Source organism: Clostridioides sp. ES-S-0001-03, assembly GCF_020676075.1.
In the GTDB taxonomy this organism is placed as follows: domain Bacteria; phylum Bacillota; class Clostridia; order Peptostreptococcales; family Peptostreptococcaceae; genus Clostridioides.
This window is the reverse complement of sequence record NZ_JACVWJ010000003.1, coordinates 319,676-340,359: the sequence shown is the minus strand read 5'-3', so window position 1 is coordinate 340,359 and position 20,684 is coordinate 319,676. Positions and strand designations below refer to the sequence as shown.

Below are 20,684 nucleotides of genomic sequence, written 5' to 3'. Positions count from 1 at the left end.
ATTTTGAAATACTATTAATTTATAATTACTTTTTGTTGTGAGGCAATAATATATGTCAATTCTTATAAATCAATTATCTATCATATTTTCATTGTAACAGCAAAAAAAATTACACACAATTAAAATATTGTGTGCAATACAATTATCTTTTTTCTTTTAGTAATCGTTTTAATACACTTAAACCAGATTTAAGTTCTTCTATATTTTCTGTAGCACATACAGCTATTCTTATTGCAGAAATAGGTTTTTCTTTTCCAACTGCAAAGCGCTCAGATGCATAAACCTGTACACCTTCTTTGAGTGCTTGTAACTCAAGTTTTTCAGCCATTATATCATCAGGTAGTATTAACCATCTAAATATACATTCATTATTTCCTAAAATATTATACTCAGATAAATATTGATTGACAATCTCATTTCTCTTTCTAGCAGACTTACGGCGTGCCTCAATTAATTTATCTGCTTCTCCTGATGCAATCATACGATAAGCTATTTCTGTTAAAAAATATGATTGAGAGAGATTAATATTATACAAAGCACTTGATAAGGCTTCTCTATACTTTTTAGGTGTAGCAATGTATGCAAGACGTAAGCTAGGTGCAAGAATTTTTGATAAACTTGTAATATAAATTGTCTGATTAGGTATATAATTAGCAACTGGATTCAAATGTATTTCATTAAGTAAACCATGAATAGCATCCTCAATAACAATTAGGTTATATTTGGATGCAATATGTGCAATCATTTTTCGTCCATCCTCTGACATTATATGTGTAGTGGGATTTTGATAATCTGGTATTATATATATTCCCTTGATATTTTCATTCTTGCATGCATATAATAAACCTTCTTCACTAATCTCCCCATTTTCTTGTTTAATTGGAATTAATTGTATTCCAAGCATTTTGGCTGCTGTCTTTATTCCAGGGTAAGTTAATGGGTCTACACCTATTCTATCTCCATGTTGAAATAGCCCTGCCAAAATGGCTACAATTGCATTTTGTCCTCCACTTGCAGGAAGTAAGCTATCAGCTGAGGTTTTAAATCCAGTTTGGGAAATCAATTTAGCTATAGCTTCTTTTTGCCAATCAGCGCCATCTCTCTGTCCATATTGAAATATAGTTTTAAAATCCAATTCTTTAGTTATTTGTTTAAATAAAGTACTCATTTCTTCTAATGCAAAATCAGGATTCATTGTACCCATTTCAATGAATGTAATTTTATTACTTGACATCAAAAATAAATTTGACCGTATATCATAAGCTACAAAAGTTCCACTTCCTGTCACCCCACTTATTAATCCTTTCTTTTCACAAATTTTAAAGGCTCTAGAAATAGTACTTACATTTACATCTAGGAAGTCTGCCAATTCACGTTGTGGTGGCAATTTGGTACCAGGCAACAAAGTTCCATTATCAATATCTTGTTCTAATTGTTCTGCAATAGCTTTATATAATATTTGTCCTCTTAATGGCCGTTTTGGTTTCCAATTCATAGGATAATTTTCAAAAGAATTAATTGGCATAAAGTTTCACCTCACATTACTAATTTGACTATTTTGTTTATTTAGAACAATAAATTCATTAGGAAAGTGATTATACAAATCCCTAACCTAAACAAATGAATCAATAGCTGTATTTCATAATTACATTTAAATTTATTTTAATATATACACCATATATTTAAAGCGCTTTCTTGTCAACATAAAAGTAATGCAATCATAATTAAATGAATACTAGAATATTTAATTATTTTTATACAATAAAAAAGAAGGTATAAAGAGCTACCCTCAAGCTCAATATACCTTATAAATATCTACACTTCGTTTTTGACTAATTTCTCTATGTCTTTGATAATATGTTCTTTAGATTTTTTTCCAGCTATTGCATCAAAAATTGCAACAGCTTTTTTCTCTCCAAACTTCTCTGCTACATCATTAAACTCTAGAAATCTAACACTTTCCTTTTGTTTGCCAAACATACAACACCTCTCATACATTTTTATATATTTATTATAACTTCTATATGTTTATTTTTCACCAATAAACGTTAGACAAATTAGTTCCTTTATTTTTTTGACTTTATTTTACCTTCAAAATACTTAACAAAACTAGTTTATTCTACCCTATAAATAAAAATATGCAATTTAATTTGTAAAAAACTCTGTAATAAAATCAGTACTTCTCTTTCTAAAAGTTTTACAGTAAAAATAACAAAAATCATTTATTGTGTAGCAGATTTAATGTATAAGTAAGATTCCTTAACTATTTTATTTCTAAAAGTAAATAAAAGGTAAAATATTTAATAACAGAAAAGTTTCAAACTTATATGCTATTAGTAGAATTTTTCTAAAAAAACATATCAAATATTTGATTTTCCTGTAAAATACAGTATCTAGTATAATGGCAGATGATTACACAGCTCGAAATAAATAGCCTGTATGCCTTTGATATATAATATCTCAAAAACTTTTATGTTACTATATAGACTTATTTAATTTCACAAAGAACTAAGTGTAATAGGAGATATTTAAACTGATTAAATTAAGGTTATAAATAATTATAATGCCTAATTATTGACTTTGACACCGTGTCGTAGTTTATACTGAAACTGTAAGGAGGAAGTATAATGAAGACAATCACTATAAGCCAAGTATCTAAAAATATGGGGATATCCACTAGAATGCTACGCTATTATGAACAAATTGGATTAATTAAAAGTTTTCGTCGTGAAGGTTATGCTTACAGAGTTTATGATGATGAAGCAATTTCTAGAATTGAGCAGATTATGCTTTTGCGTAAATTGCGAATTCCTTTACGTCAAATTCAAACAATTCTAGAAAATAAAAATGCAGTTACTGCTATTAACATCTTTCGTCAAAATATAAATGAATTGGACGAGGAAATTACTGCTCTTTCAACAATCAAGGATATTCTCTTTTGTTTTATCAAAGAATTAATTAAAGTTACAGAACTACCATTCAAAAATATTATTTCTGAAAATGACACATTGTTATCAGCTATTGAATCACTCAATATTGTTAGTATTAATTTTAAGGAGGAGCAAGGTATGAATAAGTTAAATAAAGCAGATGAAAGACTATCAAAAATCAATGATATACGTATAGTATACCTACCACCAACTACTATTGCTTCCGCTCATTATATTGGTGATGACCCAGAACTTCATGCAAATACAATGCTTGATGAATTCGTGCGTAAAAACAATTTGAATAAAATTAAACCAGATTTAAGACGTTATGGTTTCAATCATCCTAATCCAATAGATGAAACAGGCTATCATGGTTATGAGGCATGGGTGACAATTCCAGATAATATGGAGATTTCGGCACCACTTAAAAGAAAGCAATTTGCAGGAGGGTTATATGGTGTACATATGATTGCTTTTGGCAATTTTGCTGAATGGGATGCACTTCTTGAATGGGTGAATAACAGTGAGAAATATGAATTTGCAGGTGATTTACAAGACCAAGAACATATGTGTGGTCTTTTAGAAGAACATTTAAACTACTTTAGCCATATAGAAAAGACAGACCTTGAGGTAAAAGATATACAACTTGATTTACTAATACCTATTAAGGAAAAATAAGAAAAAATATCAGCATAATAATACTAGTTTGTCAAAAAGATTATATGACTGTGAGATAGCAATTATGATAGAGGAAGATTATTTTTGAAAAGAAGAAATATATCTTTCTATTTAACATTCTAACTATTGACAATTAAACAAAATTATAATAAAAAATAGATAAACTATATAGTTTATCTATTTTTTATTATAACTTTAAGCAATCAATATATTTAAATCTAATAAAATTTATCTAAAGTCTTAAAGTTGAAAAAGATAAATGAAGTACCAAGAACCACTTCCTTTTTTTAATCGTCAATCTTATCTCATACATCCTCTGATATACTTGATTTTCTAAGAGGTTTTATTATATCAGTATTAAAAAAACTGTCTTAGAATATATCTTAGATATTAAATATTAATTACAAAAACAAATCTATAATTATATATTAAGTTCTTCTAAGATTTTTATTGCAAATCTTGCATTTGGATATGTAATAGAGCCACCACCAATTACACCTATTTTTATTGCTTCTATAATTTCAGCCTTACTTGCTTCAGAGTTTACACACCCCTCTATATGATAGCAAATGCATTCATCACAACGACTTAAAATAGAAATTGCTAATCCCATCAACTCTTTATTTTTTTTACTTATAGCTCCCTCAGAATAAGTCTTATCATCAAGACTTCCAAAGGCTCTAAAAAATTCATCTGTTTCACTTAGTTTATTATTATATAATTTTCTATATTCTTTCATTTCTTCAAGATTCATGTCTACCTCCTGTGTTCATAAATAATTTTTATAGAGTATGATATAACATCATACTTATATTTTCAATATTAAATATGAATTTTCAATTTATAATGCATATCCTGATTGGTAAATAACCTTAGAATATATAGTTACTGATGACTTCTTACTTTTAATGTTAATTAATTTCAGAGCTAAGATAAATATCTTAATAAGTTTTTAATTGTCTGTTTTAGCTCTGAAATATATAAGATTTAGCTAAGTTTTATAAAAATATATAACTATCCTAGTTATTTTTAGCTGAACTTTTATATATAAAATAAGAATAAATAAATGGTATCACTACAATCATAATTATTACAAAAGTATTATAAAAAGGAATATTAATAAATGCATTAATAATTAACAATATTCCACCAATAATCCAAATCCATCCAGCTAAATGATGTGTTTTATTCCAATTTTCTTCATCATTAAGAGTCCATGGTAATTTTATTCCTAATGTATAGTTTTGTTTACATTTAGGAATATAGTTTCCAATAAAGAAAATCAATATTCCTGAAAATAATCCTATATAAAAATTTGTCTCTAAAGTAATTCCTATTGAATACACAGTCATCATTACTTGCAAAATAACTGAAAGTATAGCAACTCCCCATTTTGAAAAACCTTGAAGTATTTTTGAAAATCCTATTTTCTTTGGTTCATTTTCAATTCTAAACCATGTATATAAATGAACACATAGCATTAATAATGGTACACCAAAAGCCGCTATAACTTTTGGAGCATAATTATCTGGATTTCCATAATTGTCAAAATGAATTGCAACCTGATCTGGCAATCTATTATAAAAATAAACTGATACAATAAATGGTATAAAACATACTAAAGTTGATAAAACAAATTGTTTATTTATCATTTTTTTCATTATCTTTTTCTCCCTTCTCCATAAATTGTGAAAACCAAAGCATAACTTCCTCAAAAACTGAAGTATTTATTTCATAGAAAATGAAGTTTTTATACTTGGTTTCAAATATGAGCCCTGCCTTTTTTAATTGAGATAGATGATAAGAGATTGTGGCATTTGTCATATTAAATTTTTCACTAATTTCTCCTGCTGACATCTTGTTATTCTTTAGCATAAGTAAGATTTCTCTTCTTACAGGGTCAGAAAGAGCTTTAAACGTTTCTGGAAAACCCAACAATATCACCTCTCTATTTAGAATTTCATCTAAATACAATATAGCATAATTAATTATTCATTTCAATAACTATTTAGATTTTTTTCTAAATAGTTATTGAAAATTATTATATAAATTTCTAAAACTAGCTTTAAATAAAACAATCTCAATCATAGATTGTTTTATTTAAATACTTTACTTTCAAAAAAATAAAGGACTTAGAAATAAAACTCTAAGTCCTTTTATTTTATAAACTTTCTTATATTTAAAATATAATGCGCACTATTTATGCAACATATTCATACTTTTCTCTGTATTCTCTTACGGCATCATTCCAAGCTTCTTGTACTGTTACACCTCTTTTATTAGCAATTCTCTGTGCCAGTTCAATTATTTTCATAGCTCTTCTTGATATGTTCATATATATTCCTCCTACAAATTATTATATATTTCATATACATAGATTAAAGTTATATTTTTATACTATATAACTTTTCTATTATAATATTACAATTTCCATATGTATTATATATGAACTGTATTAGAAGATAATTAGAATTTTTGTAAAATTTGTATATATTCATATTTATACAACATTAACCTCATGAAAATCTTAAAATAACATGAAATATATGTTCTCATATATACTATAATGAGCATTTAGAAACTACAAAACACTTGAAGTTTTTAATTATCAGTATCCTATAAAAAAGCCATAACTAATATAACTACAATGGTTGTAGATTTTTATATAATATATAAATAATTATAGGAATTAAAAATATCTAATTAAAACAATGTCTGGTACATTAGCTTTGTGACCATAAACAATGCCATTACTAAAAATATTGGTTTTATCATTTTTGAACCATTTTTTATTGCAACTTTAGCACCCACATAGGCCCCTATTATCATCACTAATGCAAACAATACAGCAATTTTATAATATACTTGACCATTTATCATAAATAATAATAACGAAGTTACATTGCTTGTCAAGTTTAATATTTTTGTATTTGCTGAAGCATGCAAGAAATCATATCCATATATTTTTATAAATCCGAAAGTTAGAAATGTTCCTGTTCCAGGTCCAAAAAAACCATCATAAAATCCCATTATAAATGCCATAAGCATTCCTAATCTCAAATTTTTCTTATTAATACCTTCAAATCTATCTTCTTGACCTAAATTTTTAGAAACAAAAGTATAAATTGCCACTATTAAAATCATTAATACAACTAAAACATTTAGTATATTTTCATTTATTGATAATACACATTTTACTCCTAAAATACTACCTATAATAGTAAAAGGAACTAGCTTTTTTAAAAGTTCATTATTAGTTTTGCCAGATTTTGCATATCTATAAGCACTACTTATACAACCTGCTGATGCTGCAAATTTATTTGTACCAATAGCAAGATGTATTGGTACTCCAATAGCCATAAGAACAGGCATACTGATAAGCCCACCTCCACCTGCTATAGAATCTACAAAAGCAGCTATAAAACCCCCGATACATAAAAAAGTAATTACAAACATAAAATTCCTCCATACATTCTATTTCAATCTCCTTTATAATATATACTCTATACAATTTCTTTTTAATTTTTATTGTCCAATATATTTTTTCTATATTCATTTGGAGTACTATTATTAAATTTTTTAAATATTTGTGAAAAATAACTGCTATTATTAAATCCTACTTTCTTACAAATATCTGCTATACTCATATTTCCATTTTTTAAATATTTTTTAGATTCTTCTATTCTAAGAATATTTATATACTCAGTTATTGAAATTTTATTCTTTTCATTAAAAATAGAACTTAAATAATTTGGACTTATAAAAAATACATCAGATATGCTATTTAAATTTATATTTTCTTTATAATGTTTTTGTATATATTCGTTTATCTTTTCAATTAAATTTACTTTATCTTTTCTCCAAAAGTCTCTATTAATATCAATACATTCTTTAGAAAATTCAAGTAATATATTCCATAAGTCTTCATCACTACTTACAAGTGATATTTTTTTAGTATATTTATTTTTTACATAATAAATAAGATTTAAATCTTCTAAATCTCTAAGTACTGTTCTAGATAATATGAGCGTCATCTCTTGAACAATACTCTTAATATTATTATGTATTTTCTTATTTACCTCTATTAATTTACAAATACCTTCTAAATTCATATTTTTAATTTCTTTCTCAAGAGAAAATTCTAATTCATAAGGATACTCTCCACCAGCAGTATTAAGTATACTAATTTCTATAGGGCTTATAATACATTTTTCTTCTAACAACCTAGTATTAGCCTTTTTAAGTGCATCTTCAAGCCTTATATTGTCTTTTCTATTTTTTAATATTTCCTCATCCTTTATGCTAAGTTGGTTTTCAAAGAATTTTCTTTTCGCTATTTCCTGAATAAAATCAGTTACCATTAGTAAATTTTCTTTTAATACATATAATCTACTTTTAGGATTTAATGGAATTTCACTGTAAATTTTATTTATATATTTTGTATCTATATTTGAGTTATTTGATAATATAGACAACTTTTTATTTATATCAATAGATTTATATATTATAAAATTTCCACATTCTATATATCCAATTATATTTTCTTCTAATACTATAGGTATCTCTAGACTAGAAACATCATAATCACAATTATATATTTTAGTAAAATTGTCGTTATTTATATTTTTATTAAGTTTTCTATTACAGGTTCTTATATTTTTGCAAGTAACACAAAATTTAACTTCTCCATTAGTTTCAAATATTTTTTCGTGTTTTGAATCATAAATAGATATTTTAAGCTTCAATATATTAGATATTTGATTTGCAATATTTTCAAGTATATTTATATTAACTAATTCTTGTATATTATTCTCAGAAAACATGATTGGTAATTGTTTTAAGCTCGAAAATTTATAGGGAACATAGGCGATTAATATTATCAAATCATTTTTACCAGTATTTATAATTTCATGTTCTGAATATGGTGGGCAATAGATTATTGATGATTTCTTTATATTAATCTTTCTACCATCAATTATTTGTATTCCTTCTCCTTGAATCACGTATAAAAGTTGTTCTTCACTTAAATGAAAATGTTTTTCTTGACAATTTCCTGGAAAAAATTTTACAACTCCAGCACTAAGTCTATTAGATTGTGTTTTTGATGGCTCATGTATCCATGTAACTTCTCCCCAATTAAATTTTTGCACTTCATATTTACTCGACTCACTAAAATACTCCATAAGCTCACCTCTTAGTTTTTGTCTAAATATTTTTTTATTCTTTCAAATGTCTCATTACTTATCACATGCTCTATTCTACATGCATCTTTTTCAGCTATATTGAATGAAACTCCCAATGTATTTATTAGAAATCTAGTAATTAAAATATGTTTTTCATAAATTTCTTCTGCTTTTTTTCTACCATTCTCAGTTAAAATAATTTCACCATCAAGCATCATTATAATAAGACCACTTTCTTTTAAAATCCCTACAGCTCTACTTACACTTGCTTTACTATAATTTAATTCTTTTGCTATATCAATAGACTTTACAACTCCATTTTTCTTCTCCAAAATCAATATTGTCTCTAAATAATTTTCTCTTGATTCATACATTTCTACTTCCCCCAAGCAATAATAATTCAATTCTAATATTTTTATCATACTAATTAAAAAAGTATAACTGTATGTTTTAACATCATAATCTAGATTGTTCATATATAATAAAAAAATACTCACTTTTATACTCATAAGTATTTTTATCACTTACATTAATATATCTTATCATAATTTTCTTTTTTATTACATAGAGAAATATCATATAAAATAAAACCCATTTTAGATTTTGATATATAGTGTAAAAATCATTAAAAACGAGACTTTACATAAATAAATAGACAACATAGTTGAAAAACCTTCATAAAATCAGGTATAAATGACAGGAATACTAATTCATTTTCTACACACTATTTTAATTATTATCAACCCATTAATTCTAAGAAGTTAATATCAAAAACTAGTATCCTTTTTCTATATTTACTTATCCTCAATAGAAATAGTTATAAAAAGAGCACAAAAAATTATTTCTTAACTGCCTTTTTTTCATTTAGATAAGCTACTTTTTCATCTATTTGCTCCATACAATGTTCCAACACATGTATTTTATTTTGAATATTCTGTTTATATTGCTCAAATAGGCAAATTCTTTTATCTATTGTGCCATATCGCAGAAATGAAAACATTCATATATATTCTTTATAGATAAACCTGCCTTTTTAAGTTCTGTAATAAATATCAAGTGTTCTACATCCTTTTCTGAAAAGTAACGAACACCGCTTGGTTTTCTATTGGTGGGAAGTAGTAAACCTTTTTCTTCATAAAAACGGATTGCTGATGGAGAAATTTCAGTTATTTTTGATACCTCAGTCATGGAATATTGCATGTTCTTTACCCCCCTAAACTTTTAAATGAATAATAACATTATAAAAATTCCTTTCATAATAGTCAATCAGTATTCAATAAAAAATATTGACTTCAAGTTAGGTTGAAGTTGTATAGTTTGAAGTGTAAAAATCAATTTGTAAAAGAAAGGATGATATAAATGGAAAAATATGCAACTATGATTAAAGAAAATTTAAATGCAGGAAAAGTACTTTGTGGGATTGCAGTTTCACTGTCTGATTCAGCTGTAAGTGAATTAGTAGAATTATCTGGATATGATTTTGTATGGATTGAGGGAGAACATGGAGCTTTAGACCGTAAATACATTCAGCAACATATGATAGCAGCACATGCTGGTGGTGCTGCTTCTTTGGTTAGATTGGGAAATAGTGACCCTACTCTTGTTAGATCTATAATGAATATGGGAACAGATATTATAGGCTTTCCATTTATTAATACAGTACAAGACGCACAAAAAGCAGTATCAGTTTGTACCTATCCACCAAAAGGCATAAGAGGATGCAACCCTCAACGTGCTTCGTATTATGGACGTATGAATTATTTAAACTATATTAAAAATGCAGATAAAGAAACATTGAAAATGATGTTAATTGAACAAAAATCAGGCTATGACAATCTTGAAGAGATAGTACAGGTTGATGGTTATATTTCTTTTACAATAAATGGAGCACATTTAGTCTAATAATTTCACCATTACTCCTTTTCCTTACATTTTTCTACAACACTTATTAAAACTTTCATAAGATTAAATAGCTCAGATTATTCAGTTTATACTTAATAAACATACTGCCAGATAACAAATAAAAAATCGTTATCTGGCAGTACTGAATATATATTGAAGTCAAAATATTAAATATTTTATCTTTTATAAAATATTCATTACATATATCATGCTATTAATATTTTTTAGTGTTATGTATACTAATATTATCATTAGTTTTTAAAAATTAGCTTTTCATAGCATACAAATTTATTCAGCCAACATTTTACCTAATTCAATACAATTAGCCTCTGCCTCTCCATCTGGATCTTCCATTGCTGTGATTCCTTCACCACCTATAATTGTAGCACCAGCATTTTGCATACGTTCTTCCCAATCTCTCATCCATTCACAATTTCCCCAACCATATGAACCAAATAATCCAATCTGTTTACCTGATACCATTGCTTCTAATTCTGATACAAATGGTTCCATATAACCTTCTTCCAATTGTTCTGCTCCCATAGATGGGCAACCTAGTGCAAATTTATTTTCTCCTTTTAAATCGCTTGGTTTCAATAAACTTACATCTAAAACCTCTGCTATTTTACCTTTTGACTTTACACCTTCAGCTACAAAATTTGCCATTTTTTCAGTATTTCCTGTTCCACTCCAATAAACAATATATATTTTATTCATTTTTACCTCCTACGATATTTTTAATCATTCTTCTAGTTAGCTATAGCTAACTAGAATTTAAAAAATAAAAGATTTCTTTATTTGAAATCTCTTTATTTTTTCTAAATATATAATATCATGCACAGTTTTAAAAATCAATACTTATTGATAATTTTTCTCATTGAATAATTTTTATCATTTATTTCGTAAATATATAGTCATTATCTTTCATTAGCAAACAAAGATTATCTTTTAGTATTTCCCTTGTATTTATAAAGGTTTAAATATAAGTAACCATTTCCTTGTTCTGTTCTAGGCAAACCAAGTGCTCTTGTACACTTTATCAACTGTGCATACAACTCAGCTTCATCAAAATTTCGTTCAAACTCTTCTCTTGCCCACTCTTTAATCAATGCCATTGAACCTGTTACATAGGGTGCACTCATACTAGTACCACTCATAATAGCAAGTTTATTATCCATATAAGTGGATAAAATATTTCTTCCTGGTGCAACTAAATCTATTGTACTATTTGAATTGCTAAATTTCTCAACTAAATAATTTTCATTTATTGCACCTACTTCTATTACTTCAGGATAACTTGCTGGATAACTATATTCACTTGTACTAGAATCCCCATCTCCATTATTACCAGCTGCACACACTACAGGAATATTATTTTTTACTGCTTGTAAAACAGCATTTTTTAGATTTTTATCATCTTTATTCCCTCCTAGAGACATAGATATAATATCTACCTTGCTACTTACAGCAAAGTTGATAGCATTAATTATACTCTGATATGTCCCAATACCATCTTTATTTAATGCTTTTGCTATTAATAATTTACAATCTGGTGCTACTCCCATAACTTCATTATTATAATTAGATGCTGCTATAATGCCTGCTACATGTGTTCCATGTCCATTAAAATCCTCATATATATTTTTATTTCCATTACTATCATCACTGAAATTTGCACCTCCAATGATTTTTCCTTTTAATAGAGGGTGAGATGTATCGCAACCTGTATCTATTATACCAACTACAACATTTTTACCAGTGTAACCCTCTTCCCACATTCCTTTAGCATTCATTTGTTTTATACCATATGGAAATTTATTCTTTGTTCCTCTTAGATTTTCATTTATCTCATATGGAATTAACTTCATTTTTTTATTCATAATGTATCCCCCTAAAAATTTTATTGCATATAAAAAATTATAAACAAGTTAAAGTGATAAACTATAAATTAAATTATTAATTTATAGTTACATGCTTATACTCATCTATTTATATTTATGATATGTTTTTTATTTTTAGGAGTCATATTTTATTGTCTACAAAATAAAATTTATATGTTATATCAAAATAAAGATTTGCTTACATATACAGATTTACTTTTATAGATAATTTACTTTTTTGTAGGATATAAAATATTTTATACATTTAAAACAATAAAATAGGATATCTTATTTATGGTAAAAACTTTTTAAGATATCCTGTTAGTATTTAATATTCTCTACTTTTTTAATATATTTACTATTTCAAAACTGCCCCTGTATTTGCTGATGTAACCAGCTTAGCATATCTACTTAAATATCCATGCTTTATTTTTGGTTCTAAAGGCTTAAATTTTGATTTTCTATTTTCTATTTCTACTTCACTTACTTTTAGTTCTAATTTTTTATCTGGTATATTTATAGAAATTATATCTCCTTCTTCAACTATTCCTATTAAACCACCTTCCATAGCTTCTGGAGAAATATGCCCTATAGATGCCCCTCTGGTAGCTCCTGAAAAACGCCCATCAGTAAGAAGTGCTACATGCTTATCAAGCCCCATTCCCGCAACTGCTGATGTAGGAGATAACATTTCTTTCATTCCTGGCCCTCCTTTTGGACCTTCATATCTTATAACTATAACATCACCTTTGTTTATTTTTTTGTCAAATATAGCACTAACAGCTTCTTCTTCTGAATTAAAAACTCTTGCTGGACCTTCATGAATCAACATTTCCTCTGCTACTGCTGATTTTTTTACAACTGCTCCATTTACAGCAAGATTACCTCTTAAAATTGATAGGCCACCTTGACTGCTATATGTATTTTCTAATGTATGTATTACTTCTTCATTCTTTATCTCACAATTTTTTATGTTTTCTCCTATAGACTCGCCTGTTACTGTTTTACAATCTAAATTTATTCCTTTTATCTTTGAAAGTTCATTCATTATAGCTGGTATTCCTCCTGCCATATGTAAATCTTCGATATGATGCTTACCACTTGGACTTAATTTTGTTAAACAAGGAGTTTTTTCACTTATTTCATCAAATAAATCTAAATTAAGTTCTATTCCTGCTTCATAGGCTATTGCAGGTAAATGAAGCACTGTATTTGTAGAACCAGCCATTGCCATATCTACAGTTATTGCATTTTTAAAAGCGTCTATTGTCAAAATATCTCTAGGCTTTATATTATTCTTAAGAAGTTCCATAACATACATACCTGCATATTTTGCTATTCTTTTTCTTTCTCCTGAATGTGAAGCAGCAGTACCATTATATGGAATACCCATACCTAGTGCCTCTGTTAAACAATTCATACTATTAGCTGTAAAAAGCCCAGAACATGAACCACAGCCAGGACAAGAATTCACTGCCAACACTTCTAGTTCTTCTTCACTCATTGTCCCATCCTTACAAGCGCCAACACCTTCCATTGCAGAGTTAAAGTCATATACTTTTCCATTTGCTTTTCCTGGAAGCATAGGACCTCCACTTACAACAACACTTGGTATATTAAGTCTTGCAGCCGCCATTAACATTCCTGGGACTATTTTATCACAATTAGGTATAAGTACTAAAGCATCAAAACCATGTGCCATTGCCATTGCCTCTATAGAATCGGCTATTAATTCTCTTGAAGCAAGTGAATAATTCATTCCAACATGCCCCATAGCTATACCATCACAAACTCCTATAGCCGGAAATTCTAATGGTAATCCACCACTCATTCTCACTCCATTTTTTGCTGCTTCTGCTATTTCATCAAGATGAAGATGACCAGGAATCACTTCATTTTGTGCATTTACTATACCTATTAATGGTCTTTCAATTTCTTCTCTAGTAAGACCCATTCCATACATTAATGCTCTCTTTGGAGCTCCCTCTATTCCTTTTTTTATATCGCTTCTCATGGTATTACCTCTTTCTTATATTTTTAAAATTTTCATAATATTATTATAATATATTTTTATATCAATTAATTACAAAAAACCCAAAAAATATTAAAAGATATTAATATAAAAATATTACTATTTTATATTAATATCTTACACAAATAAATTAAATAGTTATTCTCTCTTAGATATACTAGTTGGAGAAATCTTTTTTGCCAATATTAAAGATGTTATTATTAATAAAAACAACAACACTATAGAAATTATAAAAGAAGGATTAGTGATATCAATAGCTTTATCTCCTATATTTAAGAACACTAATGTTCCTGGTAAAATACCAATAAGTGTTGCAAACATATAGCTACTAAATCTTATATTAGTAAGCCCTGCTCCATAGTTTATAAGATTATATGGAGTAATTGGTATCAATCTTAATACAAATATAATAAAAAATCCTCTCTTCTCATCTGCCTCCATAAAAAGTTTCCATAAAGATGGTGATAATTTATTTTTTAAAAACTTAGTTATGGCATCCTTAGCTAATACCTTTGCCATCATAAACATAATTGCACTATTAACACCTGCACCTATTATCGTATAAAGTGTCCCTTTCCACAATCCAAATGCTAATCCTCCAGCCAATGCTAATACTGGAACTGGAAAAAAAGTAATTGGCAAAATTGAGAAAATCAATATATATACAAAGGGTGCATAGTTTCCATATGATTGCACATATTGACGTATTTGCTCTGCTGTAATACCCCTAAAAAATGCATAATAAATGAGTATAAAAATAACAATGATAAGTGCTGTAACAATTCCTTTCAAATTCCTTTTTATAATAAATATCATCCTTTCTATGTGTATTTACTGTATATCTCTATTATTTATCTTCTTTTTTAAGTTTCAATAAATAACCCTTTATTTATATTCCATCTAAATAACTTCTTCATGACTTTTTAAAATTTCATCAAAGTTAATAATCCTACATCAAAAATTAAAATAAGATTTTTAATATTAATTAATTCAGATTCTATATGATTTAGACTTCTTAGATGAAAGTTAATAGTAATCACTTCTTATGATATTATCTCTTTATCAGATTTTCAAGTTTCAATAATATCATTATAATACATTTTTATATTAACTAATTACAAAAAATCTAAAAAATATCAATAAATTACACAATTAAACTAAATAATTATTTTTTATTGTATTCCTTAGAAAATTTTTTTAATAAGATGTAATATAGTATTATTTATAGAAAATATGAGCTTTATTATTTCATGCATTAATAAATATTGATTTTTTAATAAATAAAAAACATTCCCATTAAGAGAATGTTTTTAGGTATATAAGTATATTAGAAATACACTGCTATTTGTATTCTATCAACAATATTTTTTGGAGAATATAAGTCTAAAATATCTTCATATATTCATATATAAATCCATAAACCTTCATAAAATAATTATTTTCTAAAATCCCATATTTTTAACTGCATATCACATAATAGCATAGTTTTGTAAAGTTGAACCATTATACATATCTTATCTAATAAAGCACGCTCCAAAAATACTCATAACCTTAATTGTAATAATTTTCTCGCAACCTCATCTACTTCTGAAATATTTTCCCATTTTGTTGGCTTTTCTGCAATTCTCTTTATAAAAAGTATAATTGGTTCAAGTTTTTTATCTGTGAACATTGGTAATAGACATACGATTATCCAATATTTCCAATCATCATCTTATTCCTCTGGGGTAAGAATATTTATTATCAGTGGAGTAATAATTTCTTGATGTAATACCAATACAGGCAATATATCTTTTGCAACAGGCCAATTGTAATTTTGTATCCATTCTAAAAGCTTAAGGCAAATAGGTTTTATCTCTTCATCAGATAATAATTTTAATTTTTCAATATTATAGTTATCAAACTTATCTTTTGGAAGTAGTTCTTCGACATTTTTCATAATCTATTTCTCCAGTCTAACACACAATAGTTGTCTTATCTTCAAGATAGACAAAAATCGTTTATGTTTAGATTCTAATATCTACATTTACAAATGTAAAACAAATTATAACTTAATATACTTGTATATAAGTACTAATTTTAAGTTAATCAAATATAATATTTGAAACTTTATCCCAGTTAATCGCTCTCGAATTATATTCAGGGTGTGATAATTTTACTACATGAGTTGAATTATTATAATTATAATAAATTGTAGTAGTACCATCAATTTGATTCCTCTTATATCCTTGATAGCTAGCATTATTTGGCACTTTTTTTTCAATAAAACTATATGCAGATGAAGCATCAAGTATTTTTACTTTATTAGGAAACATCAACATAAAAAAAGTTATAAGAGCAAAAATACATATACATGTAATACTATACCATTTAATCCATTTCATACAATTCCTCCTATTTTACCAATATATACCATTATTATTTCCATATATTTATAATATTTATACATATGATAAAATTTTTAAATACTTACATATTAAGTGTAGAAGATTCAATTTTCTAAGTCTTATAAGGATATATAGTTTATTTTTATAAGTTAATAAATTTTTAAGGTTTTATTAAAGAAAAGTTTATTTTTAAAGATTACAATAAAGATAGTATTTATAAGGTCAAAAATATAAATTTTGGAGGGAGATAAATTAAAATTATGTGTACACTTTATCCGTTATTTTGTGCAATATTACCTTGTTTAATATACCAAATAATTGTTATAAGAAGAGTAAATTTAAAAGAAAAAAGGAATTTAGTAACACATCTAATATGGGTCTATGTTTTTTTGTTTTATATTTACTTAGCACTTAGCAAAGCAGGTATTGGAAGTATATGGGATATAGGTAGATATGGTGAAATTATTAGACTAGATGAAATAAATTTAATTCCATTTAGTTCAAGTGGTGCTTTAACCTACATTCTAAATATCATCATGTTTATGCCTTTAGGATTTTTACTTCCTTTGATTTGGAAAAGATTTAGAAATTTTATTAGCATATTATGTACTGGACTAAGCTTTTCATTGGCAATTGAGATTTGTCAATTATTTAATCATAGAACCACAGATATTGATGATTTGATGATGAATACTCTAGGTGCTATTTTGGGATACTTCATATGGATATGTATAGATAATTTATTTAATTATATAAGTAAAAAGACTATCTTTGCACATCGATATGAACAGATTCTTCAAGATGAAATTGCTGTTGAAGCTGATGATGATACAAATAGAAAAACTATTAACCTCCCTAAAAATGAAGCTATTATGTACTTAATATTAGCTGTTTTAGGAGAATTTCTATTGTATAATTTTTATATCACTTATTAGATAATTTAATGTATCTATTAGCTTTACATTTTATCTTAATATTTATGTACAAATAAAATACCCATTCTTACTACCTTAAGAACAGGGTATTTTATTCTTTAATATATTTAACAATAACTTTTTATCTTATTGATAATACCTATTTTCACTTTTCTGCTTGATTATAGCAAAAACAATATTTAAAATAAATTTTAATTATAATCACTTTCAACAAAATTATTAGAATAATTTTCAAATCTGAATAGCCTAATATAATAACCTTACTTAATTGGCATTTGAAATATTCGATTTACATTACATCTAACTTTATTAGCAGTTATATAATCATATTCAGTGCCATTCTCAATAAAATTTTGTATCTTATCTAATACTTGTATTGCTCTCTCTTTACTTTCATAACATCCTATCTTCCTAGTATTATACATATCTTCAAATGTTACATATATTTGATTATCATTTATTTCAATTTTACTAACTTTCATTAAATTAGTTTTATCCTGGCTTCTAATTATTATCATTTCAAATTCTCCAATATATTTAATTTATTTTTAAGTCATTTCCTTGTTATATACTATTTTGACATAATTAAAACTTTTACCATTACATATTTATATACCATCTTTCTCTTTTGAGAGTTTCTTTAATCCTAAAAGCCTTGCTAATTAGTTCTCTTTTTTATTTCCATAATAAATCATTTGTTGATTATTCCAACATCATTATATAATCTATTTCACTTAGTAAAACTTATCCTTACCACCCTTTCTATGTCGATTTATACATTTGGTAATTGTATTAATAAAAATTTTTATTCAAATCATTTGTATATTAAATCATCTATATCAAAACACAATATTTTACAACATATATATCTCTTTTCTATAAACTTATTTTTATATTTTCTTCAAATAAATGTATTATAGGATTTATTTTTAATATTTTCATTATTTTTTTATAGCATCATTTTTAATTTTGATTTGTTTCCATTCAACATATCACCTCTCCATAAATTACCATTTGTATAATTTATATTATATATATACAAACGGTAATTATCAATCTTTTTTCTTATCTTTTTTCTTTTTTTATATATTTTTGGTAATTTTATTTTACTTTTCAGCAAAATAACTTATAATTTCGGTAAGGAGTGATGTACATATGGAAAGTTTAGGAGATAGAATAGCAAAGCTAAGAAAAGAGTTGAATATAAATCAAAAGGAACTTGCTACTAAAGTTGGTATAACTGAAGCTAGTTTATCACGTTATGAAAATAATCTGCGAGAACCTAAAAGTGAAATAATAGTAAGATTAGCAAAATCACTGAAGACATCTACAGATTATTTATTAGGTATAAATGAAAATACAAAAATAAATAGAGAAGACAAATTAATAATAGAAAGTTTATCAGTTAGTGAAAAAACAAAGCAACTTTTAGAAAAGATATATTCACTTGAAGAAGAAGATAGAGAGGCTATAGAAAAAATGATTGATAATGCTTATATAAAGAGATTTTTAAAAGAAGAGAATTAGTTCTCTTCTTTTACTTTTTCCAATATTTCTAATAACAGTTCATAAAAATCAATATCTACACTCAATAAAAAATCTAATTTAATTCCTGTGTCTTTAATTTTTTCCTTTCTTATAATAGTAGTATTTGATTTTTCCACATACACCATCCCCCAGCGAACCTATGTTCTTAATTTTATTCAAAGATTCCCAACAAATTTTTAATAAAAATTATGTAATTATGATTTTTTCATTTCATAAAATATTTTTCTCTTATCCAAAATTTTCTTGGATAATTATCTTAACTATATAATAATACTTTTATTCTACAGATGCAATAAAAAACTCGTAATTATAACAAAAAAATCTATTATTGTAGAATTTTGTATATTTTTTATGTTTTTATATATTTTTTAAGATAATTCTTATTATAAAATTTTGTATAAATATATAAATTTTTATGTTTATTTAATCTACTTTTTAGTACTTGATAAAGTATAAAAAATACTGATAATTATAGTTTACTAACTATCATTATCAGTATTTTTTTACCATTTATAAACGTAATTAAAATCCACTTTCTAAAGAGGCTAGATTTACCTGACTACACTTCAAATTTTTCTCACAGAATACTATTTATCTTTTATTTATGTTATTCACTTTATATTTGTGTAGTAAAATTTATTTAGCTTTAAACTATTTTCATTATAAGTATTATCTTTTCAATATGTACTTACTATATAATTCTATTATTTATTTTCACTTTCCAGTTTTAATAAATAATCCTTTGTTTTTATTCCGCCCAAATAACCTCTTAAACTTCCATTAGAACCAATAAGCCTATGGCAAGGTATAAAAATAGAAATAGGATTTTTACTATTGGCTAACCCCACTGCTCTATATGATTTAGGTCTATTGATTGTATTCGCTAATTCTAGATAAGTTCTTGTTTCTCCATATGGAATTTTACAAAGTTCACTCCACACTTGTTTACTAAACTCACTTCCTGATGGATGTAATGGTAAATCAAATTTTTTTCTATCACCATTTAGATATTCACTTAGTTGTTTATTTGCATCTTTTATAATTTTAGTCTCTTTAACTGTATATTTTTCACAAGATAATTCTTGTATCCCAAAGAATAAATCTGTAATGTAATTATTTTCTTCTGATATTCCTATTTTCCCAATTTTAGTTTCATAGTAAAATATATTTTTCATTGAGCACTATATCCTTCCATATTTATTTTTATCT

General features: G+C 26.0%; 23 protein-coding genes. 4 read left to right on the top strand and 19 right to left on the bottom strand.

All coding sequences use genetic code 11. The annotated features are described in order from the left end of the window. Positions 1-142 precede the first annotated feature (142 nt). Entirely contained in the window at positions 143-1,525 is a 1,383-nt protein-coding gene (locus IC174_RS08045; RefSeq protein ID WP_227482619.1) for a PLP-dependent aminotransferase family protein, read from the bottom strand. A 290-nt stretch (positions 1,526-1,815) separates the two neighbouring features. Beyond that, positions 1,816-1,980 (bottom strand): hypothetical protein, encoded by a 165-nt coding sequence (locus IC174_RS08040; protein WP_227435106.1) that lies wholly within the window; start codon positions 1,978-1,980, stop codon positions 1,816-1,818. Positions 1,981-2,627: 647 nt separating this feature from the next. On the opposite strand from IC174_RS08040, the gene IC174_RS08035 reads away from it, so the two are divergent. Continuing rightward, positions 2,628-3,608 carry a MerR family transcriptional regulator gene (locus IC174_RS08035; protein ID WP_227482618.1) on the top strand — a complete coding sequence of 327 codons (981 nt, stop codon included), beginning with the start codon at positions 2,628-2,630 and terminating at the stop codon, positions 3,606-3,608. A 421-nt stretch (positions 3,609-4,029) separates the two neighbouring features. Here the strand turns inward: IC174_RS08035 and IC174_RS08030 are convergent, their stop codons facing one another. The 8 genes from IC174_RS08030 to IC174_RS08000 all read right to left on the bottom strand — a co-directional run bounded on the left by IC174_RS08030 (position 4,030) and on the right by IC174_RS08000 (position 9,991). After that, positions 4,030-4,362 (bottom strand): carboxymuconolactone decarboxylase family protein, encoded by a 333-nt coding sequence (locus tag IC174_RS08030; RefSeq protein WP_227435101.1) that lies wholly within the window; start codon positions 4,360-4,362, stop codon positions 4,030-4,032. A gap of 265 nt (positions 4,363-4,627) precedes the next feature. Then, positions 4,628-5,269 carry an SdpI family protein gene (locus tag IC174_RS08025; protein WP_227482617.1) on the bottom strand — a complete coding sequence of 214 codons (642 nt, stop codon included), beginning with the start codon at positions 5,267-5,269 and terminating at the stop codon, positions 4,628-4,630. Next, positions 5,250-5,543: an autorepressor SdpR family transcription factor gene (locus tag IC174_RS08020; protein WP_227435096.1), complete on the bottom strand. Its 294-nt coding sequence runs from the start codon at positions 5,541-5,543 to the stop codon at positions 5,250-5,252. Before IC174_RS08020 ends, IC174_RS08025 begins: the two co-directional genes overlap by 20 nt. Positions 5,544-5,808: 265 nt before the next feature. After that, a complete protein-coding gene (locus IC174_RS21095; protein WP_255287792.1) occupies positions 5,809-5,943 on the bottom strand; it encodes a hypothetical protein in 135 nt (44 codons plus the stop codon). Between the two features lie 368 nt (positions 5,944-6,311). Further along, positions 6,312-7,064, bottom strand: coding sequence for a sulfite exporter TauE/SafE family protein (locus IC174_RS08015; protein ID WP_227435094.1), 753 nt, complete (start codon positions 7,062-7,064; stop codon positions 6,312-6,314). Positions 7,065-7,126: 62 nt separating this feature from the next. Beyond that, a complete protein-coding gene (locus tag IC174_RS08010; RefSeq protein WP_227482616.1) occupies positions 7,127-8,791 on the bottom strand; it encodes a helix-turn-helix domain-containing protein in 1,665 nt (554 codons plus the stop codon). Positions 8,792-8,802: 11 nt separating this feature from the next. Beyond that, positions 8,803-9,165, bottom strand: a complete 363-nt coding sequence (locus IC174_RS08005; protein WP_227482615.1) for a metal-dependent transcriptional regulator — start codon at positions 9,163-9,165, stop codon at positions 8,803-8,805. A gap of 595 nt (positions 9,166-9,760) precedes the next feature. Continuing rightward, a complete protein-coding gene (locus tag IC174_RS08000) occupies positions 9,761-9,991 on the bottom strand; it encodes a MerR family transcriptional regulator (RefSeq protein ID WP_227482614.1) in 231 nt (76 codons plus the stop codon). Between the two features lie 159 nt (positions 9,992-10,150). Here IC174_RS08000 and IC174_RS07995 point away from each other — a divergent pair, with 159 nt between their 5' ends. Then, positions 10,151-10,693, top strand: coding sequence for an aldolase/citrate lyase family protein (locus IC174_RS07995; protein WP_227482613.1), 543 nt, complete (start codon positions 10,151-10,153; stop codon positions 10,691-10,693). Between the two features lie 288 nt (positions 10,694-10,981). Here IC174_RS07995 and IC174_RS07990 read toward each other — a convergent pair whose 3' ends face one another. The 6 genes from IC174_RS07990 to IC174_RS07965 form a co-directional block, all read right to left on the bottom strand. Then, entirely contained in the window at positions 10,982-11,410 is a 429-nt protein-coding gene (locus IC174_RS07990) for a flavodoxin (RefSeq protein ID WP_227435085.1), read from the bottom strand. A gap of 224 nt (positions 11,411-11,634) precedes the next feature. Further along, complete coding sequence (locus IC174_RS07985; RefSeq protein WP_227435084.1) at positions 11,635-12,573, bottom strand: S8 family peptidase; 939 nt, start codon at positions 12,571-12,573, stop codon at positions 11,635-11,637. Between the two features lie 358 nt (positions 12,574-12,931). Continuing rightward, entirely contained in the window at positions 12,932-14,587 is a 1,656-nt protein-coding gene (gene ilvD, locus IC174_RS07980; RefSeq protein ID WP_227482612.1) for a dihydroxy-acid dehydratase, read from the bottom strand. A gap of 156 nt (positions 14,588-14,743) precedes the next feature. After that, positions 14,744-15,397 carry a TVP38/TMEM64 family protein gene (locus IC174_RS07975; RefSeq protein WP_227482611.1) on the bottom strand — a complete coding sequence of 218 codons (654 nt, stop codon included), beginning with the start codon at positions 15,395-15,397 and terminating at the stop codon, positions 14,744-14,746. A 922-nt stretch (positions 15,398-16,319) separates the two neighbouring features. Then, positions 16,320-16,544 carry a DUF5071 domain-containing protein gene (locus IC174_RS07970; protein ID WP_227482610.1) on the bottom strand — a complete coding sequence of 75 codons (225 nt, stop codon included), beginning with the start codon at positions 16,542-16,544 and terminating at the stop codon, positions 16,320-16,322. Positions 16,545-16,689: 145 nt separating this feature from the next. Continuing rightward, on the bottom strand, positions 16,690-16,989 hold the full coding sequence (locus tag IC174_RS07965; protein ID WP_227435077.1) for a hypothetical protein: 300 nt from the start codon (positions 16,987-16,989) through the stop codon (positions 16,690-16,692). Positions 16,990-17,252: 263 nt separating this feature from the next. On the opposite strand from IC174_RS07965, the gene IC174_RS07960 reads away from it, so the two are divergent. Further along, positions 17,253-17,927, top strand: a complete 675-nt coding sequence (locus IC174_RS07960) for a VanZ family protein (protein ID WP_227482609.1) — start codon at positions 17,253-17,255, stop codon at positions 17,925-17,927. Between the two features lie 260 nt (positions 17,928-18,187). Here the strand turns inward: IC174_RS07960 and IC174_RS07955 are convergent, their stop codons facing one another. Then, the gene (locus tag IC174_RS07955; RefSeq protein ID WP_227435074.1) at positions 18,188-18,445 is read right to left on the bottom strand and encodes a hypothetical protein; all 258 of its coding nucleotides are present in this window, start codon (positions 18,443-18,445) and stop codon (positions 18,188-18,190) included. A 637-nt stretch (positions 18,446-19,082) separates the two neighbouring features. Between IC174_RS07955 and IC174_RS07950 the strand changes: the two genes are divergently transcribed. Then, complete coding sequence (locus IC174_RS07950; protein ID WP_227435072.1) at positions 19,083-19,454, top strand: helix-turn-helix domain-containing protein; 372 nt, start codon at positions 19,083-19,085, stop codon at positions 19,452-19,454. Here IC174_RS07950 and IC174_RS07945 read toward each other — a convergent pair. Together IC174_RS07945 and IC174_RS07940 are read right to left on the bottom strand one after the other, a co-directional pair. After that, on the bottom strand, positions 19,451-19,591 hold the full coding sequence (locus IC174_RS07945; protein WP_227435245.1) for a hypothetical protein: 141 nt from the start codon (positions 19,589-19,591) through the stop codon (positions 19,451-19,453). The two genes, IC174_RS07950 and IC174_RS07945, sit on opposite strands and share 4 nt — an antisense overlap. Before the next feature lie 588 nt (positions 19,592-20,179). Further along, on the bottom strand, positions 20,180-20,650 hold the full coding sequence (locus IC174_RS07940; protein WP_227435071.1) for a methylated-DNA--[protein]-cysteine S-methyltransferase: 471 nt from the start codon (positions 20,648-20,650) through the stop codon (positions 20,180-20,182). Positions 20,651-20,684: the final 34 nt, after the last annotated feature.

Bases quoted from the DNA above. Each gene is read 5' to 3' on its own strand.
- IC174_RS08045 (WP_227482619.1), bottom strand. From the start codon at position 1,525: ATGCCAATTAATTCTTTTGAAAATTATCCTATGAATTGGAAACCAAAA.
- IC174_RS08040 (WP_227435106.1), bottom strand. From the start codon at position 1,980: ATGTTTGGCAAACAAAAGGAAAGTGTTAGATTTCTAGAGTTTAATGAT.
- IC174_RS08035 (WP_227482618.1), top strand. From the start codon at position 2,628: ATGAAGACAATCACTATAAGCCAAGTATCTAAAAATATGGGGATATCC.
- IC174_RS08030 (WP_227435101.1), bottom strand. From the start codon at position 4,362: ATGAATCTTGAAGAAATGAAAGAATATAGAAAATTATATAATAATAAA.
- IC174_RS08025 (WP_227482617.1), bottom strand. From the start codon at position 5,269: ATGAAAAAAATGATAAATAAACAATTTGTTTTATCAACTTTAGTATGT.
- IC174_RS21095 (WP_255287792.1), bottom strand. From the start codon at position 5,943: ATGAACATATCAAGAAGAGCTATGAAAATAATTGAACTGGCACAGAGA.
- IC174_RS08015 (WP_227435094.1), bottom strand. From the start codon at position 7,064: ATGTTTGTAATTACTTTTTTATGTATCGGGGGTTTTATAGCTGCTTTT.
- IC174_RS08010 (WP_227482616.1), bottom strand. From the start codon at position 8,791: ATGGAGTATTTTAGTGAGTCGAGTAAATATGAAGTGCAAAAATTTAAT.
- IC174_RS08005 (WP_227482615.1), bottom strand. From the start codon at position 9,165: ATGTATGAATCAAGAGAAAATTATTTAGAGACAATATTGATTTTGGAG.
- IC174_RS08000 (WP_227482614.1), bottom strand. From the start codon at position 9,991: ATGCAATATTCCATGACTGAGGTATCAAAAATAACTGAAATTTCTCCA.
- IC174_RS07995 (WP_227482613.1), top strand. From the start codon at position 10,151: ATGGAAAAATATGCAACTATGATTAAAGAAAATTTAAATGCAGGAAAA.
- IC174_RS07990 (WP_227435085.1), bottom strand. From the start codon at position 11,410: ATGAATAAAATATATATTGTTTATTGGAGTGGAACAGGAAATACTGAA.
- IC174_RS07985 (WP_227435084.1), bottom strand. From the start codon at position 12,573: ATGAATAAAAAAATGAAGTTAATTCCATATGAGATAAATGAAAATCTA.
- ilvD (WP_227482612.1), bottom strand. From the start codon at position 14,587: ATGAGAAGCGATATAAAAAAAGGAATAGAGGGAGCTCCAAAGAGAGCA.
- IC174_RS07970 (WP_227482610.1), bottom strand. From the start codon at position 16,544: ATGAAAAATGTCGAAGAACTACTTCCAAAAGATAAGTTTGATAACTAT.
- IC174_RS07965 (WP_227435077.1), bottom strand. From the start codon at position 16,989: ATGAAATGGATTAAATGGTATAGTATTACATGTATATGTATTTTTGCT.
- IC174_RS07960 (WP_227482609.1), top strand. From the start codon at position 17,253: ATGTGTACACTTTATCCGTTATTTTGTGCAATATTACCTTGTTTAATA.
- IC174_RS07955 (WP_227435074.1), bottom strand. From the start codon at position 18,445: ATGATAATAATTAGAAGCCAGGATAAAACTAATTTAATGAAAGTTAGT.
- IC174_RS07950 (WP_227435072.1), top strand. From the start codon at position 19,083: ATGGAAAGTTTAGGAGATAGAATAGCAAAGCTAAGAAAAGAGTTGAAT.
- IC174_RS07940 (WP_227435071.1), bottom strand. From the start codon at position 20,650: ATGAAAAATATATTTTACTATGAAACTAAAATTGGGAAAATAGGAATA.